Annotated in this window: 15 protein-coding genes; 9 read left to right on the forward strand and 6 right to left on the reverse strand. The window is 60.5% G+C overall.

Translation table 11 applies throughout. From position 1 onward, the window contains the following. Window positions 1-46: 46 nt before the first annotated feature. Window positions 47-1,435 (reverse strand): serine hydrolase domain-containing protein, encoded by a 1,389-nt coding sequence (locus tag ACJJVH_RS08710; RefSeq protein WP_112798014.1) that lies wholly within the window; start codon window positions 1,433-1,435, stop codon window positions 47-49. Between the two features lie 191 nt (window positions 1,436-1,626). Here ACJJVH_RS08710 and ACJJVH_RS08715 point away from each other — a divergent pair, with 191 nt between their 5' ends. From ACJJVH_RS08715 to ACJJVH_RS08735, 5 genes are all read left to right on the forward strand, one after another. After that, complete coding sequence (locus ACJJVH_RS08715; protein ID WP_412065098.1) at window positions 1,627-2,874, forward strand: DUF3419 family protein; 1,248 nt, start codon at window positions 1,627-1,629, stop codon at window positions 2,872-2,874. A 50-nt stretch (window positions 2,875-2,924) separates the two neighbouring features. Further along, entirely contained in the window at window positions 2,925-3,545 is a 621-nt protein-coding gene (locus ACJJVH_RS08720; RefSeq protein ID WP_412065150.1) for a class I SAM-dependent methyltransferase, read from the forward strand. Window positions 3,546-3,759: 214 nt separating this feature from the next. Continuing rightward, window positions 3,760-4,551: a GH25 family lysozyme gene (locus ACJJVH_RS08725; protein WP_412065099.1), complete on the forward strand. Its 792-nt coding sequence runs from the start codon at window positions 3,760-3,762 to the stop codon at window positions 4,549-4,551. 79 nt (window positions 4,552-4,630) lie between these two features. Continuing rightward, on the forward strand, window positions 4,631-5,878 hold the full coding sequence (locus tag ACJJVH_RS08730; protein ID WP_113404807.1) for a lytic murein transglycosylase: 1,248 nt from the start codon (window positions 4,631-4,633) through the stop codon (window positions 5,876-5,878). Between the two features lie 165 nt (window positions 5,879-6,043). Continuing rightward, window positions 6,044-6,970: a DMT family transporter gene (locus tag ACJJVH_RS08735; protein WP_412065100.1), complete on the forward strand. Its 927-nt coding sequence runs from the start codon at window positions 6,044-6,046 to the stop codon at window positions 6,968-6,970. Window positions 6,971-7,351: 381 nt separating this feature from the next. Here ACJJVH_RS08735 and metF read toward each other — a convergent pair whose 3' ends face one another. The 5 genes from metF to ACJJVH_RS08760 form a co-directional block, all read right to left on the reverse strand. Next, on the reverse strand, window positions 7,352-8,254 hold the full coding sequence (gene metF / locus ACJJVH_RS08740) for a methylenetetrahydrofolate reductase [NAD(P)H] (RefSeq protein ID WP_412065101.1): 903 nt from the start codon (window positions 8,252-8,254) through the stop codon (window positions 7,352-7,354). 1 nt (window position 8,255) lies between these two features. Further along, window positions 8,256-9,281 (reverse strand): metalloregulator ArsR/SmtB family transcription factor, encoded by a 1,026-nt coding sequence (locus ACJJVH_RS08745; RefSeq protein WP_112798033.1) that lies wholly within the window; start codon window positions 9,279-9,281, stop codon window positions 8,256-8,258. A gap of 214 nt (window positions 9,282-9,495) precedes the next feature. Next, complete coding sequence (tnpA, locus tag ACJJVH_RS08750; protein ID WP_113356627.1) at window positions 9,496-9,930, reverse strand: IS200/IS605 family transposase; 435 nt, start codon at window positions 9,928-9,930, stop codon at window positions 9,496-9,498. A gap of 163 nt (window positions 9,931-10,093) precedes the next feature. Then, window positions 10,094-11,743 carry an energy-dependent translational throttle protein EttA gene (gene ettA / locus ACJJVH_RS08755; RefSeq protein ID WP_112798035.1) on the reverse strand — a complete coding sequence of 550 codons (1,650 nt, stop codon included), beginning with the start codon at window positions 11,741-11,743 and terminating at the stop codon, window positions 10,094-10,096. 125 nt (window positions 11,744-11,868) lie between these two features. After that, complete coding sequence (locus ACJJVH_RS08760; RefSeq protein ID WP_113385861.1) at window positions 11,869-12,615, reverse strand: ribonuclease T2 family protein; 747 nt, start codon at window positions 12,613-12,615, stop codon at window positions 11,869-11,871. 167 nt (window positions 12,616-12,782) lie between these two features. Here ACJJVH_RS08760 and ACJJVH_RS08765 point away from each other — a divergent pair, with 167 nt between their 5' ends. From ACJJVH_RS08765 to ACJJVH_RS08780, 4 genes are read left to right on the forward strand one after another with little or no spacing between them, the layout of a single operon-like run. Further along, window positions 12,783-13,715: an alpha/beta hydrolase gene (locus ACJJVH_RS08765; RefSeq protein ID WP_412065102.1), complete on the forward strand. Its 933-nt coding sequence runs from the start codon at window positions 12,783-12,785 to the stop codon at window positions 13,713-13,715. Between the two features lie 18 nt (window positions 13,716-13,733). Then, complete coding sequence (locus tag ACJJVH_RS08770; RefSeq protein WP_113369689.1) at window positions 13,734-14,693, forward strand: DMT family transporter; 960 nt, start codon at window positions 13,734-13,736, stop codon at window positions 14,691-14,693. 15 nt (window positions 14,694-14,708) lie between these two features. Continuing rightward, entirely contained in the window at window positions 14,709-15,911 is a 1,203-nt protein-coding gene (locus ACJJVH_RS08775) for a CaiB/BaiF CoA transferase family protein (protein ID WP_113369688.1), read from the forward strand. Then, window positions 15,908-17,566 (forward strand): thiamine pyrophosphate-binding protein, encoded by a 1,659-nt coding sequence (locus ACJJVH_RS08780; RefSeq protein WP_412065103.1) that lies wholly within the window; start codon window positions 15,908-15,910, stop codon window positions 17,564-17,566. Before ACJJVH_RS08775 ends, ACJJVH_RS08780 begins: the two co-directional genes overlap by 4 nt. Window positions 17,567-17,602: the final 36 nt, after the last annotated feature.

Below are 17,602 nucleotides of genomic sequence, written 5' to 3' on the forward strand. Positions count from 1 at the left end.
TCTTGCGCGCAACTGCCGGAAAACCGACGTTCGCGCCCGACATGCCTTAGTTGGAAACCGGCTTTATCGCATCCATGATCCGCTTCAGCAGGATTTGCGGCCGATAATCGGCCCATTCCGGCGTCAACCCCATGCGCACGACGACTAGATTGGCCGATGGTACGATGGCGACCGTTTGGCCATCGTGACCGCTCATCCAGAACGTATCCGCCGGCAGGCCGAATTGCGCATTCGAACCGCCGGGACCCGCAAGCCAGGCCTGAACCTGCGAATAGACGCCCTCCGAAGCCTTTGTCGGAGTGCGCATGGCTCCGACAAATCCCTCCGGCAGCAGGCGCCGCCCATTCCAGACCCCATCCTGTAGCAGAAACAGGCCAAAACGAGCCCAATCGCGGGCGCTGGCGTAGAGATAGGAGCTTCCGACGAAGGTTCCGCGCTCATCCGCCTCGAAAACGGCGCTGTACATGCCGAGCGGCCCGAAAAGTGCCTCGCGCGGATAGGAAATGGCGGCGCTCAGATTAGGCAGCCGATTCATCCAGAGGCGTGAAAGCAGGGTTGCGGTGCCGCTGGAATAGTTGAAACGTTCGCCGGGTGCGGCCACCTGGCGGGCATTGGCCGTGATGCTGGTCGTATCCGGATCGAGATAGAGCATGCGCGTCACATCCGACACGCTGCCATAGGACTCGTTGAAGGCAAGGCCGCTCTCCATGGCGAGGAGGTCGCTGAGCTTGATATCCTTGCGCGAGTCCGCGTTCCACTGCGGCAGGAGGTTTTGATCGTCGAAAGACATGCGTCCGGCCAGCATAAGGCGACCGATGATGGCGGCATTCACCGTCTTGGTCATCGACCAGCCGATCAGCGGCATTGCTTTGTTGAAGCCATCGCCATAGGCCTCGGCGACGATATGCCCGTTCTTGACGACGACGATCGCGCGCATCGCCGGCCCTGCGAGTTCCGGATTCGACACGAGATCGGCAAGCTTCTCCCCCTCTTCGCCCTGCCCGACATTGACCGCCTCGCCGTTCGGCCACAGCGCATCGCTTTTCGGCACCTTGACCTTGTTCAGGAAAACGGCGCTGCGAGCGGCCTGCAAATCGCCGTCGGGCACGGTCGCGCAGCCGAGTGCCCCGCGATAAAGCGCATGGTTCGGCGCAAACAATCCCAGGAAACGAGCCGTGACGACGCCTTCGTCGCGATCGACGGACACGCGAATGAGCTTCAGCGCCGGATTGCCGGGGGCCTGCACGTCCTCGTCCAGCACCGCATCCGGATCGCGTTTGGCAACGAAGGTATTCGAGCAGACGATCTTGGCCGCATAGCCGTCGCCGACCTTGAGCAGTTCCGGCGGATAAATGGAAAGCCAGATGGCTCCGCCGGCGACAATGATCAGCAGCAAAACAGCAAGAGCCCCGATCACTCTCAAGATCAAGCGCATGTAACACACCCTCCAGAAGGTACGCGGAGACAATCAGGAAACCTAGCAAGATGAAAGGGCCTATCATAGCTGCAGCTTCCCCCATATATGCCGGAGCGCATTTCCACCGATCCGCCAACAGTCCACGTCATCAGACTGTAGCATTGCCGGGTTACACGCCCTGAAACTCTCAAATCGGTGACAAGACTCAGATGACGGAATTCGCCCCGGATGCCGGTCTCCAGAAGAACCGGAAACTCAAGGACGCTCTGCTGCAGCACAAGGCTCTGTCCAAGGCGGGCTTCTCCGAGCGCCTGTTCGGGATGTTGTTTTCCGGTCTCGTCTATCCGCAAATATGGGAAGATCCCGACATCGACATGGAAGCGATGGAGCTTCAATCGCATCACCGTATCGTCACCATCGGCTCCGGCGGCTGCAACATGCTCGCCTACCTCTCTCGAACCCCGGCATCCATCGACGTCGTCGATCTCAATCGTCACCATATCGCGCTGAACAAACTGAAACTCGCGGCCTTCCGCCTCCTGCCCGGCCACGCGGATCTCGTGCGCTTCTTCGGAACGCCGGACATCGCGGCCAACAGCCAGGCTTACGACAGCTTCATCGCACCGCGCCTTGACACGGCAACCGCGGCCTACTGGGGTGGCCGCGACGTCTATGGCCGCCGCCGTATCACGGTCTTCAATCGCAACATCTACAAGACCGGCCTGCTCGGGCGCTTCATCGGGGCGGCCCATGTCCTGGCGCGCCTGCACGGCGTTCGCCTCGACAGGATGACGGAAGCGCGCACCATGCGCGAGCAGCGCCAGTTCTTCGAAGAGGAAATCGCCCCGATCTTCAACAAGCGGGCGGTCCGGTGGCTGCTCGGCCGCAAGAGCTCGCTCTTCGGCCTCGGCATTCCGCCGCAGCAGTACGACGAACTCGCAAGCCTTGCCGGCGACGATTCCATCTCCTCGGTGCTGAAGCACCGCCTGGAGAAGCTTGCCTGTCACTTTCCGATGCGCGACAATTATTTCGCCTGGCAGGCGTTCGCACGCCGCTATCCCGGCCAGCATCAAGGCCCGCTGCCCACCTATCTCAAGCCGGAAAACTATGCCGCGATCCGCGCCAATGCCGATCGAGTGGATGTGCGTCATGCCAACTTCACGGAATTGCTGGCCTCCAAGCCCGCAGCGTCGCGTGACCGTTATATCCTCCTCGACGCACAGGACTGGATGACCGACGAACAGCTCAACAGCCTCTGGGCCGAGATAACCCGCACGGCGCGCGAAGGCGCGCGCGTTATCTTCCGCACAGCAGCGGAAAAGAGCATCATCGAGGGCCGCCTGTCTCCGGCCATTCGCGACCAGTGGGTTTACTTCGAGGAGCGCTCGCGGGAGCTCAACGCGCGCGATCGCTCCGCCATCTACGGCGGCTTCCACATCTATGGGAAAAAAGCGTGAGCCGGGCGGATACGAGCGCAGAAACCGGCGTGAACAGCCATGCCAGGCTGATGGACGGCATGTACCGCTATCAGCGCCATATCTATGATCTCACTCGCAAATACTACCTCTTCGGGCGCGATCGCACCATCGAGCATCTGGATGTGCCCGTCGGCGGTTCGCTGCTGGAAGTCGGCTGCGGGACGGGCCGCAACATGTTGCTCGCTTACCGACGCTTCCCCTCCGCCCGCTTTTACGGACTCGATATTTCGCGGGAGATGCTGATCTCGGCACGCAGCAATTTCCGTGGCCTGAAGCAGATGCCGGATTTCCGCGTTGCGGATGCAACGGCTTTTTCACCCGCCGATTTCGGCGTTGGCGGCTTCGATCGCGTCATGATCTCCTATGCCCTGTCGATGATCCCCGAGTGGCAGAAAGCTGTCGATGCATCGCTCGACGCGATTGCGCCGGGCGGCGAGCTGCATATCGTCGATTTCGGTCAGCAGGAAGGCTTGCCGGGCTGGTTCAGGGCCGTGCTCAAAGGCTGGCTGAAGAAGTTCCACGTCACGCCCCGCGCCGATCTCCTGAACGTTCTGGAAGAAAAAGCCCTGGCCCGGGGGATGATGCTGAAGATCGAGAAAATCGGCCGCGGCTATGCCTGGAGAGCCGTTGTCATCCGGCATGGCGCCTGAGCAGCAGCGGATTCCGGCGGGAAATCCGGCCGCGGAATAGGCCAAGCATAAGAATTTGCTTGAAGATAACGCATTTTTTACGTTGATATGGTGAATAAAGTGGCAAGATCGGCTGGCAGCAGCATGGTCCACCGCTCTTTCGGATTTCAGGGGACCATATTACGGAAGCCAAGCCTTGGGGCAACAAGATCACTCGCGCCATAACAGGATACCCATGCGCCGGCTTCTGGCATGCTTACTGCCGCTCGCCTTTTTGTTGAACGGCTGCACGACGGGTTATGACGCCCTTTCGACGACAGCCATTCCCAAGACCAGATTCAGCGATACGAAGCCGCAGGATTTCGGCCGCGATCATCCGCAGCGCCATCCCATCCATGGCATCGATATTTCCAAATGGCAGGGCGATATCGACTGGCAGGCCGTCAAGGGTGCGGGGGTTGCCTTCGTCTTCATCAAGGCGACGGAAGGCAAAGACCGGATCGATCCGCGCTTCACCGAATACTGGAATGAAGCGAGCGCCGCGGGCTTGCTGCACGCGCCCTATCATTTCTTTTATTTCTGCTCCACCGCCGACGAGCAGGCCGATTGGTTCATCCGCAACGTGCCGAAGGATGCCATGGCGCTTCCGCCTGTTGTCGATGTCGAATGGAACCCCGGCTCCCCCACCTGCCGCACCAGACCGGCCCCCGAAACGGTGCGAACGGAAATCAAGCGGTTCATGGATCGCCTGCAGGCCTATTACGGCAAGCGCCCGATCATCTATACTTCGGTCGACTTCCACCGCCAGAATCTTGTCGGCTATTTCAAGGACTATCAGTTCTGGGTCCGCTCGGTCGCCAAGCATCCCAGGGAGATCTACGCGGATCGCAGCTGGGCCTTCTGGCAATACACATCGACGGGAATCATCCCCGGCATCAAAGGACCGACGGATATCAATGTTTTCGCCGGCTCCGAGCAGAACTGGCAAAACTGGGTGGCCGCAGTAGAGAAGCAAGGAAATTCTTAATACTGAGCCCACTTCACTCTTGCTTATGTCACAATCTTCTGTGAAAGCGACCCTATTCTATCATCAGGAAGGATCGCTCATGGATCGTCACACCATTCGACGCAGCGCTCTTGCGCTGCTCTTCGCTTCAGCCGTGACCGGTACGGCGATGGCTCAGAGCGCGGCTCCCGCCGCAGTGCCGGGCGGAGATGGCGCCAACGCTCCCAAAGTCGCCTGCGGCGGCGATCTCGCTCCATTCCTCGCCGGCGTGAAGGCCGAGGCTATTGCAGCCGGCGCGGATGCCGCAGCCGCCGACAAGGCGCTAGCCGGCGCACAGATCGACCCCAAGGTTCTTTCCATGGATCGTGGCCAGGGCGTGTTCCGTCAGACCTTCCTCGAATTCTCGCAGCGCACCGTCAGCCAAGGCCGCCTCGATATCGGTCGCCAGAAGATGAAGCAATATGCCGACGTCTTCGCCAAGGCCGAACAGGATTACGGCGTACCTCCGGGCGTCATCACCGCCTATTGGGCCATGGAAACCGATTTTGGCGTCGTCCAGGGCAATTTCAACACCCGCAACGCGCTGGTTACGCTCTCGCACGACTGCCGTCGCCCCGAATTTTTCCGGCCGCGCCTGATCTCGTATATCGAAATGGTGCAGCATGGCGATGCCGATCCGAACACGACGACGGGGGCATGGGCTGGTGAAATCGGCCAGACGCAAATGCTGCCGCCGTCGATTATCGCTTACGGTGTCGATGGCGACGGCGACGGCCATGTCAATTTGAAGACCAGCGCGCCGGACGTCATTCTTACGACGGCACGGTACATCCAAAGCCTCGGCTTTCAACGCGGTCAGCCCTGGCTGCAGGAAGTCACCGTGCCCGAAAGCCTGCCTTGGGAAAAATCCGGCATCGGTGGCACGCTGACGGCAGGCGACTGGTTCAAGCTCGGCGTCAAGCCGCGCGACGGCAACACGAATTTCGGCTCGTTGTCGGCCGCACTCATCCTGCCGCAGGGCCGCAAAGGCCCCGCTTTCCTGGCCTATCCGAACTATACCAACGCCTATCTCGGATGGAACCAGTCGTTCGTCTACACCACGTCGGCCGCCTATTTCGCCACGCGTTTTGCCGGTGCTCCGCCCTATAACAAAGGCGCGCCCGAACCGGGCCTCAACGATGCCGACATGAAGGCGCTTCAGACCAAGCTCGTGGCACGGGGCTACGATGTCGGCAAGATCGACGGCATTCTAGGCTCCGGCACGCGCGTCGCGATCCAGAAGGAACAGTTCCGCCTGGGTCTGCCGGCCGATGGCTGGGCGACGACGGCGCTGCTCAACGCACTCTGATTTTCCGTTTTTCTCGGCCAAAAAAGGCGGCTGCAAAGCCGCCTTTTCCATGTTCATCCGTCGTCCATTCATCCGCATAGATCTCCCAAACGCTCATCACAGCAGGAAACGGGTGGAGAGCAGTCCTCTTCGGGTCTACACAAGGCCGAAAGAGGAGAGATAACGATGAATGGCGGGAATCGAATGAGCGCCCCGACTTGGGGTCTGTTGCTATTGCTGGGGCTGATCTGGGGTGGATCGTTCTTTTTCGCCCGCATCGCCGTTCACCACATTCCTCCTTTCACGCTGGTCCTTCTTCGTTTGGGGTTGGCAGCCGTGGCGCTGCATCTCTATCTCGCCGGCCGCTTCGGGATCTATCAATCGCTGCGGCGTCTTTGGCCGCAATTTCTCCTGCTCGGCCTGATCAACAACGCAGTCCCGCATGTGCTGCTCTTCTGCGGCCAGACTCAGATGGGTGCCGGCCTCGCATCCATCCTGAACGCAACCACTCCGATCTGGACGGTGCTGATCGGCAATCAGCTGACAACCGACGAACGCCTGACCTCGACCAAGCTCGCGGGTTGTCTCATCGGCCTGCTTGGAACCGTGGTGCTGCTGGGCCCAAGCGTGACCAGCGGCGGTTCGGTTCCCTTCTGGGCATTGTCGCTGCCGATCCTGGCCGCGATCTCCTACGGCTTTGCGGCGATCTATGCCAAGCGCTTCAAAGGCATCGCGCCGCCGGTCGTAGCTGCGGGTCAGTTGACGGGCTCCTCGCTCATCATGTTGCCGGCCGCCCTGATCGTCGACCAGCCCTGGACGCTTGCCGCGCCGCCACTGACCGCCATTGCCGCCATTCTCGGCCTCGCTCTGTTGTCGACGGCCTTTGCCTACATCCTTTATTTTCGCATCATCGAGCTTGCCGGAGCGACCAACACTTCTCTCGTGACATTGCTGGTGCCACCAAGTGCGCTGTTGCTCGGCTTTCTCTTCCTGGGCGAGCGGATAGGCTCTGCTGAAATCACCGGCATGCTGTTGATCGCCGCGGGTCTGCTGGTTCTGGATGGAAGACTCTACGCCTGGATCAAGGGCGGTTTCCGCCCGGACATAGCTTGACCGTTGCGGTTTATTCACAACCGGGTCAACCGCGAGCGATGGCAAATTTCAAAGGTGTTTCAATTCCCTGCAGCGAAATCATGAATCAAAACCGCAAGAGGATACCGCATCGCAGCATCGAATGTTCTTTCCAAACGACACATTTTCGACATAAAATTTAACGGCTGACTGAGGAGGAAGACATGGGATTGACACGATCCATCAACGTCCTGGTGGTCGGTGCGGCCTTCGTTTTCGTCGTGACGATGCTTTTCATCTGACGGCTTTGGCGAACTTCGCAGACGATCAAACTCCGAAAAGCTAACAAAACCCTGCTTCATTAGAAAAGCGCATGCCCAAGCGGGACATGCGCTTTTTCATGTGAAAAGAGCGCGGAAATGCTCAGGCGGCAGCGCCGGCGCGCGCATCGAGCTTGCGCTGAAGGTCCAGCCGTTCAAGCACGGCGGAAACCAGCGGCGAACGGTTCATCGTATAGAGATGAAACTCGTGGATGCCGCGGCGCATCAGATCCCGGATCTGTTCGGCGGCGACATCGGCGGCAACCTTGGCCCGCTCCTCGGCATTGTCGTCCAGTCCCTCGAAACGCGCATCGAGCCAGGACGGGATGCTGGTGCCGCACGCGCCGGCAAAGCGCTTCAGCTGGGTCAGGTTCTGGATCGGCATGATGCCGGGCACGATGGGAATCCCGATGCCGGCGGCGCGCACGCGATCATGATAGCGCTCGAAAGCGTCGTTATCGAAGAAGAACTGCGTGAGCGCCCGATCGGCGCCATTCTCCGCCTTGCGCTTCAGCATATCGATATCGGCGGCGGTATCGCGGCTTTCCGGATGCTTCTCCGGATAGGCCGAAACGGAGATATCGAAATCGCCGCGCTCGCGCAAAGCCTCCACCAGTTCCGCGGCATTGGCATAACCGCCCGGATGCGGCCGGTAGGCCGACCCGACACCGCCGGGCGGATCGCCGCGCAGGGCGACGAAACGGCGAACGCCGGCTGCCAGGAACTCGTCGATCACCCGATGCGTGTCTTCGCGCGTCGCGCCGACACAGGTCAGATGCGACGCGGTCGTGAACGGCGTCTCATGGATCATCCGCCGCACGGCCGACAGCGTCGGCGCCTTGGTCGAGCCGCCTGCCCCATAGGTCACGGAGACGAACTCGGGCTCCCAGCCGCTCAGATCCGCAACCGTGTTCCACAATTGCTGCTCGGCCTCTTCCGACTTCGGCGGAAAGAACTCGAAGGAGATGCGCAGATCGCCGTTACGGCTTTCGGATCTCGAAGTCATGTCAAACTCTCCCGGCAAGAATGGGGGACGATTGGTGGCCCTGCTCGGCTGCGATCAGCAGCCGCGGATCGCGCGCCAGCCAGATGGTGACTGTCAGCGCCTGACCGCCTTCCCGCCCCGAATGAAGGTCCTGCACGCGCTCGACATCCAGCCCTGCCAGCTTCAGCCAATCCGATACGGCCTGATGCGAGAAGCCGAGACGAAGATGCGCATGCTCGTCACGCAGATATTCAAGCCCGTGCGGCGCAAGGTCGATGATGACGAGCCGGCCGCCGGGCCGCAGCATTCGCGCCGCCTCGTTAACGGCGGTCTCCGGCTGGTCGAGGAAATGCAGCACCTGGTGGATGGTGATAAGGTCGAAATCCTGCTGCTCGAGCGGCAGGTTGAAGATATCGCCATGCCGCACCGAAGCGCTCGTAATATTGGCCCGGTCGAGATTGGCGCGGGCGACCGCCAGCATGTCGCGGCTGGCATCGATGCCGATGGCGCGACGGTAATGCCCCGCGAGAAGCTGGAGCATCCGCCCCGTACCCGTTCCGAGATCGAGGAAGGAGTCGATCGGCTGCGGACCGATGAGATCGATCAACGCCTTGTCGACATCCTCGTCGGCGACATGGAGACGTCGCAGTTCATCCCATTCGGCAGCATTCCGGCTGAAATAGGCCTGCGCCCGTTCGGCGCGGACACGCTTTACCGAGGTAAGCCGCTCGCCATCGCGCAGCAGGACCGTATCCTTCTCGGCGGTGTGGCGGAGGAGCGCGCGTGCCAGCGTGACGGCCTTACCCTCCTGCTTCAGGCGGAAATAGGCCCAGGCACCTTCCTGGTATCGGTCGATCAGGCCGGCCTCCCCCAGCAGCTTCAAGTGCCGGGAAATGCGGGGCTGTGATTGGCCCAGAATTTCGGTAAGATCGGTAACCGTGAGATCGCCGGCCGCAAGCAGCGCCAGAAGACGCAGCCGTGTCGGTTCGCCGACCGCCTTCAGCACGTCCACCACGTCGTCCAAGCCGAGTTTAACCAGATCCGTCATCCGCCACCCAATCAAGATATAAAGATATCTTTATGTGATTTGAGTGCGATCTGCAAGAGCCAATCGCTCGCGACGTTAATTCGACGTCGGAAATCTGTTAGTTTCTGACGAAAACGGAATATCCGATCTTGTTTTCAGGCAAAGTCATGACCTCCACCAAAGGTGGAGGTTTGAAACGCTGCGCTTGAACCACTAGAAGTGGTTTTGTTAGCGCTTAGTAGCTACGATTAAAGAGGTCGGCAAAGTCGGAAGCTTTGTCGGCCTTTTCTTGGTTCCGGATATATTGTCTGACGACCTGCTCGTTATAGCCCGTCGTCGACACGAAATACCCACGTGCCCAAAAGTGATACCCTTTGTAGCGGCGCTTACGCGCGTACTTGTTGGCAATGTAAAGAGCCGTCTTGCCCTTCAAAAATCCAACTATATGCGCGACCGAGTATTTCGGCGGGATCGATATCAACATGTGGACATGATCGGGCATCAAATGACCCTCTTCGATCTGGCAGCCCTTTTGCTGAGCCAGACGACGTAAGAGTTCACCCAACTCTCGACGCACATCCCCGTAGAGTCTTTTCGTTCGGTATTTGCTGCCAAAAACAACGTGATATTTGCAGTCCCACGTCGCATGCGAGAGCGATTGCTCGTCCATATAACCTCCTTGTTTGAAGTCTGGGCCACACCAGAGGTTCAAGCAGGAGGTCTCTCAACTACCGTGTAAAACTCGTCCAGTCCTCCACCGTAGGTGGAGGTTTATTCTTGATATAACAAAAACCCCGGACAAGCCGGGGTTTTCAAAGAGCGAAACCGAGAGCTTAGCGCGTCAGTCGCTTGTGCGCCTGACTGCCCGGATTGAGGGCATCGGGGCCGAGGCGACGGATCTTGTCCTGCTCGTAATCTTCGAAATTGCCTTCGAACCATTCGACATGGCCTTCGCCTTCAAAGGCCAGGATATGCGTGGCCAGACGGTCGAGGAACATGCGATCGTGGCTAATGATGATGGCGCAGCCGGCGAAGTTTTCGAGCGCGCTTTCCAGAGCCCCCAGCGTTTCCGTATCGAGGTCGTTTGTGGGTTCGTCGAGCAGAAGCACGTTGCCGCCAGCCTTCAGCATCTTGGCCAGGTGAACACGGTTGCGCTGACCGCCGGAGAGATTGCCGACCTTCTGCTGCTGGTCGCCGCCCTTGAAGTTAAAGGCGCCGCAATAGGCGCGCGAGTTCATGTCGAACTTGCCGAGCTTGATGATTTCGGCGCCGCCGGAGATTTCCTCCCATACGGTTTTATTGCCGTCAAGCGCATCGCGGCTCTGGTCGACATAGCTGAGATGTACCGTCTCGCCGATGCGGACCGAGCCGGAATCCGGCTTTTCCTGCCCCGTGATCATCTTGAACAGGGTCGTCTTGCCGGCGCCGTTCGGGCCGATGATGCCGACGATGCCGCCGGGCGGCAGCTTGATCGACAGATCGTTGATCAGCGTGCGGCCCTCGAAGCCCTTGGTGATGCCCTCCATCTCGATCACCACCTGGCCAAGACGCTCGCTGACCGGAATGATGATCTGCGCATCGCCGGGACGCTGATTCTCGGCGGCATCGACCAGTTGTTCGTAAGCGTTGATACGCGCCTTGGACTTGGCCTGACGAGCCTTGGGGCTGGAGGCGATCCATTCCTGTTCGCGGCTGATTGCCTTCTGACGGCCGGCTTCTTCGCGGGCTTCCTGCTGCATGCGCTTGGCCTTGGCCCGCAGATAGGCGGAATAGTTGCCTTCGTAGGGAATGCCACGGCCGCGATCGAGTTCGAGAATCCAGCCGGTAACATTGTCGAGGAAGTAGCGGTCGTGGGTGATCATCATCACGGCACCCGGATAGTCGCGCAGGTGCTTTTCCAGCCAGGCAATGGTCTCGGCGTCGAGATGGTTGGTCGGTTCGTCGAGCAGCAGCAGGTCCGGCTGCGAGAGAAGCAGGCGGCACAGTGCGATACGGCGGCGCTCACCACCGGAAAGGCTGGTGACTTCGGCATCGCGCGGCGGGCAGCACAATGCTTCCATCGCCATCTCGACCTGACTTTCCAGATCCCAGAGATTCTGGCTGTCGATGATGTCCTGGAGCTTGGCGCCCTCGTCCGCCGTCTCGTCGGAATAGTTCATCATCAATTCGTTGTAGCGATTGAGGATTTCTGTTTTCTTGGCAACGCCTTCCATGACGTTTTCGAAAACCGTCTTGTTGGGATCGAGCTGAGGCTCCTGCGCCAGGTAGCCGATGGTGGCGCCTTCGGCCAGCCAAGCTTCGCCAGTATACTCCTTATCGAGGCCGGCCATGATGCGCAGCACCGTCGACTTACCCGCGCCGTTCGGACCGAGAATACCGATCTTGGCATCGGGGTAGAAGGAGAGATGGATATTCTCGAGGATCTTCTTGGCGCCATAGGACTTATTCAGTCCGGCCATATGATAAATAAACTGACGTGCCATAGCTTGGGTTACTCCACGGACGGATAACATTGCGAATTGTGCCGCTATGTAGGCGAAACCCCGCCCTCGGGCAACGGCGAAACCTTGTCCGAGGGCATTATCCGCGTCAGAAACGCCGTATTTTCTCAGAAACCGGCCGCGTCCACCACGCCGCGATCGCAGCCGAACGAAGTGCTGCCAGCGCCCTGGATCAATTTAGCGAGCCGTGGCTCGTTCCCCTGCTGCGGATCGATCGCATCTTCCGAGAGGCCGATGGTCAGCTCGGAAATCATCCTCACATTGCCGACTCGGCGGCAGCTCATCTTGATGCGTGCATTGGCGCCCTCGCCGAAGCTTTGGTCGAAAGCCGCCTTGATGCTTTCGGCATCAAGCTCCTTGCCGACATTCTGCGCGAAAAGATCGCGTACGGCCGACGCGTTGAGTTCGGCGATCAAGCCGGCGGCGGTGGAGAAATACTGATCGGCGCTGAGCTTCGTGCAAGTGCCGTGCTTGATCCATTCATGCCGCTCGAGACCCGATTGCGTGCCCGGCATCGCCTTGTCCAGCTTAGCCTTGACTTCAGGAGACAATGGTACCGCCGGCAGGTCCTTCCAGTCGCTGCTGCGATCCGCCTGTTTCAAATCCTCGGAAACATCGCAATATTCCTGCCGCATCGGCCACAGACCATGCAGCGAAAAATTCGTCGCATCGTAATTGCTCGACGATTGGTTCCGGCATTCCGCCTTTCTCTGGTTCGTCGCGCAAAATGCCGGCTCCCAGCTTGCCGCCAGGATAAAGCGCGTCCGACCGCGGCTGTGCTCCTGCGCCATGGCGCTCGCTGCCGTCCCCACCGAGAGGAGCACAACTGCAAATACCCGAAGCAAATGCTTCATTCCCTGCCTCCAACTAGAACATTATAGGAACAAGTAAGCAGTTTGATCGGGCGCGCGCAATCCTTAATCGCAATGCCCGAAAAGATTTATTTCTGTGAGCTTCGGCAGCTATCCATTGCAATCCGGAAGACGATGACCTTTCGTCCAATCGGGGAGGAACGAATGCAATGTTCGCCGAGACGCAGCGCCTGAACAGCCCGACGGGTGCGACGATTGCCTATCATCATTCGCCGGCGACGAGCGAAGCGCGCGGCATCCTTCTGATATCCCATGGCCTCGCCGAGCATTCCCGACGCTATGAAGCCTTTGCGGATGCGATGGCGGCCCAGGGTTTTCACGTTTATGCCCATGACCATCGGGGCCATGGCGAGACCGTTGCCCACGATGCGCCGCTCGGGCGCTTCGCCAGGCGAAACGGCGCCGGGCAGGTCATCGCCGATATGCTGGCGATGCGGGAATTTGCCGCCCGCGCCCATCCCGGCCTGCCGATCATCCTGTTCGGTCACTCCATGGGGGGATTGATCAGCCTGAACACGGTCGTCACGCATCCGGACAGGTTCGACGCCGTCGCCGTCTGGAACTCCAATTTCAATCCCGGCCTCGCCGGCCGTGCCGCCCAGCTCATCCTCAAGACGGAGCGCATGTTCAAGGGATCGGACGTCCCGAGCGGCCCCTTGCCGAAACTGACTTTCGGCACCTGGGGCCGATCGATCGCGAATCGCCGCACCGAGTTCGACTGGCTCTCGCGCATCCCCGAGCAGGTGGATAAATATATCGCCGATCCGCTTTGCGGCTTCGATGCCTCGGTATCGCTATGGCTCGATATATTCGAGCTCACCTTCCGCGCGCCGCGCAAAACCTGTCTCGACAGGCTCCGACGCGACATGCCGATCCATCTCGTCGGTGGCGGCAAGGACCCGGCAACCGACAACGCCAAAGCGATCTGCTGGCTGGCGGGTCATTTGAAAAAAGCCGGATTCTCTCATATCACGACCGATATCTATCCGGACATGCGACACGAGACGCTCAACGAAATCGGCGCCGACCAAGCTATTTCCCGCTTTGCCGACTGGTGCAAGAAGGTGACGGCAAAGAATTGATTCTCAAGGAATTCTGCAATGAACACCTCCAGCGGCTCCTCTACCCGATTGCCGCAATCGGAGCTGACCTTCGGCCTGTTGATGATGTTTCTTTCCGTCGTCCTCTCGCCGATCATCGACATCTTCTCGAAGCTTGCGGCTACCACGATACCGCCGGCCGAAGTCACCGCCGCCCGCTTCATCCTCCAGTCGCTCTTCGCGCTACCGATGATGGCGATGCGACGGCAGTGGGGCGTGTGGACATGGCGGGGCGCCGGCATTCATGCCATCCGCGCCGCGGTGCTGACGCTGTCCATGGTGTCGTTCGTGACCACGCTGCAGGTCATGGAGGTTGCCGATGCCATCGCCATCTTCTTCGTCGAGCCGATGATGCTGACCATCCTGAGCAGCATCTTCCTCAAAGAAACCATCGGCTGGCGGCGCTACACCGCCTGCGCCGTCGGCTTTTTCGGCGCGATGCTGATTATCCAGCCGAGCTTTCAGGAGGTTGGATTCATCGCCCTTCTGCCCGTCGTCACCGCTCTTTGCATCGCCGTCTACGTGATGATCACGCGCGTGGTGTCCCACAGCGAGGACGCCGGATCTATGCAGTTCCAGGCTGGCTTGTGGGGCACCGGCTTCAGCCTGATCCTGCTCGCCCTGGGACGGATAACGGGATCGGCCATCCTGGATCCGGTCATGCCGGATCTGGTGGCGATGCTCTATCTGCTCGGCGTCGGCGCCACTGCGGCCGTGTCCGGTATTCTTACGGTACACGCCTATCGCGCCGTGCCGGCTTCGACGCTGGCACCCCTGCAATATTTCGAAATCGTTTCCGCAACGATCTTCGGCTGGCTCGTCTTCGACAATTTCCCGAATGCGATCAAATGGCTCGGCATCCTCATCATCATCGGCTCCGGACTCTACATTCTCTGGCGCGAGCGGCGCTTTGCTTCCCGCCCGGTATCCGATACATCTGAAACGGCATTCACGCCCTAAGCAAGGCGGACGGACATGACAGACCAAAAGACCAAGAAACCCCCGCTTTCCGGTATCCGCGTCATCGAGCTTGCCCGCGTGCTCGCCGGCCCCTGGGCGGGGCAGATGCTGGCGGATCTCGGCGCCGACGTCATCAAGGTGGAAAACCCGGACGGCGGCGACGATACCCGTCAATGGGGGCCGCCCTTCGTCCAGGGCAAGGATGGTGAAAACCTCTCCGCCGCCTACTACCATTCCGCCAATCGCGGCAAGCGCTCCATCACCGCCGATCTCAGAAGCGAGGAAGGGCAGGATCTGGTGCGCCGGCTGGTGAAGACGGCCGACGTCGTGATCGAGAATTTCAAGCTCGGCGGCCTGGTCAAATACGGGCTGGATTACGAAAGCCTGAGAAAGATCAATCCCCGCATCGTCTATTGCTCGATCACCGGCTTCGGACAAACCGGCCCTTATGCCGGCCTGGCAGGTTATGACTATATCGTCCAGGGCATGTCCGGTTTCATGTCGATCACCGGCGAGCCGGACGGGCAGCCGATGAAGGCGGGTGTCGCGATCGCCGATATCTTCACCGGCATCTACGCCGTTTCGGCGATCGAGGCCGCCTTGATCCACGCGCTGAAGAGCGGTGAAGGGCAGCTTGTCGACATGGCCCTCCTCGATGTGCAATCGGCCGTGCTTGCCAATCAGAACATGAATTATCTGATATCGGGCAAGCCGCCTGTGCGGCTCGGCAACGCGCATCCCAATATCTCGCCCTATGAAGTCGTTCCCACCGCGGACGGCTATCTTATTCTTGCCGTCGGCAATGACGGGCAGTTCCGCCGCCTGTGCGCCATTCTCGGCGTAGACGCCAATGCCGACGACGAGCGCTATGCGACCAACAAGGCCAGGGTCGCCCACCGCAACGAGGTGCGGGCCTTCGTATCGGCAAGAACACTGCAATGGAACAAGGCGGAATTGCTGAAGGCCTGCGAGGCCAACGCGGTTCCGGCCGGCGCCATCAACACGATCGAGGACATGTTCGCCGACCCGCAGATCAAGGCGCGGGGCTTGAGGATGGACCTGGAGGACGGCGCGGGCACCGCCATTCCAAGTGTGCGCACACCGATCGTGCTATCGGAAACACCGTTGACCTATACGCGGCCAAGCCCGCGTCTCGGCGAGCATCAGGAGGAAGTTCTGGCCGAATTGGCCGAACTGGAGGGAAAGGCGAGGACATGAAACGAACGGGTGGGCAACTCATCGTCGAGGCTCTGAAGGCAAATGGCGTGCAGCGCATTTCTTGCGTGCCGGGCGAGAGCTTTCTCGCCGTGCTCGACGCGCTGCATGACAGCGATATCAAAGTCCTCGTCTGCCGCCAGGAAGGTGGCGCGGCCATGATGGCGGATGCCTGGGGCCGATTGACCGGCGAGCCGGGCATCTGCATGGTGACCCGCGGCCCCGGCGCCACCAATGCATCCGCCGGCCTGCATATCGCACGGCAGGACTCCATTCCGATGATCCTCTTCATCGGTCAGGTCCAGCGCGACGCCCGCGAACGCGAGGCCTTTCAGGAAGTGGAATTCCGCCGCGCGTTTACCGAATTCGCCAAATGGGTCGGCGAGATCGACGATGCCGCCCGAATTCCGGAATTCGTCACCCGCGCCTTTGCTGTGGCGACATCGGGCCGGCCCGGTCCCGTCGTGCTGACCCTTCCCGAGGATATGCTGCGCGATGAGGTCGAGGCCCCGGAAGCATTGCCTTATGTGCCGGTGGCCGCCCATCCAGGTCGCAGCCAGATCGCCGACCTCAGCCGGCGCCTCGCCGCTGCGGAGAGGCCGATGGTCATCCTCGGTGGCACGCGCTGGAGCGAACAGGCCGTCGCCGACATCCGGCGGTTTGCGGAGCATTTCAGGCTGCCTGTCGGTTGCTCGTTCCGCCGCCAGATGCTGTTCGATCACCTGCATCCGAGCTATGCCGGCGATGTCGGCATCGGCATCAATCCGGCGCTCGCAAAGGAGATCAAGGACGCGGATCTGCTGATCCTTCTCGGTGGCCGTCTCTCCGAGATGCCGTCCTCCAGCTACACGCTGGTCGACATTCCCTACCCGCGCCAGCAGCTTGTCCACATCCATCCCGATCCCTCCGAACTCGGCCGCGTCTATCGTCCGGATCTGGCAATATGCGCCAGCCCGGCGGATTTCGTTGCGGCGCTGGCCGATCTGGATGCGCCTGTCGAACCACGCTGGTCGGCGCGCACCGAGCGCATGCACGCGGCTTACCTCGCCTGGTCGACAACGCCGGAAAAAAGCCCCGGCACCGTTCATATGGGCCGGATCATGGACTGGATCGAAGCCAATACGGCTGCTGATACGATCTTCACCAACGGCGCCGGCAACTATGCGACCTGGCTGCACCGCTTTCACCGCTTCCGCCGCTTCAACACCCAGGCGGCGCCGGCCTCCGGCTCCATGGGCTACGGCCTGCCGGCGGCTGTTGCCGCAAAACAGCTTTTTCCGGAGCGCGAGGTGATCTGCTTTGCAGGCGACGGCTGCTTCATGATGCACGGCCAGGAATTCGCGACCGCGGTCCAGCACGGCCTGCCACTGATAGTGCTGGTGATCAACAACGGCATGTACGGCACCATCCGCATGCATCAGGAGCGGGAATATCCCGGCCGCGTCAGCGCCACGGCGCTCGACAACCCGGATTTCGCAGCCCTTGCCCGCGCCTATGGCGGGCACGGCGAAACCGTGACGGCGACGGAAGAATTCGGTCCGGCGTTCGAGCGGGCCAGAGCAAGCGGCAAGCCTGCCATCATCGAGATCGCGCTCGCCCCGGAAGCGATCACGCCCTCGCGCACCCTGACGCAAATCGCTCAAACGAAAGGCCGGTGAGCGCAAGCTCCCCGGCCTTCCCAAAAACACGATGGC

Origin of the sequence: Rhizobium sp. SYY.PMSO, assembly GCF_046840415.1 — a bacterium.
GTDB lineage: Bacteria > Pseudomonadota > Alphaproteobacteria > Rhizobiales > Rhizobiaceae > Rhizobium.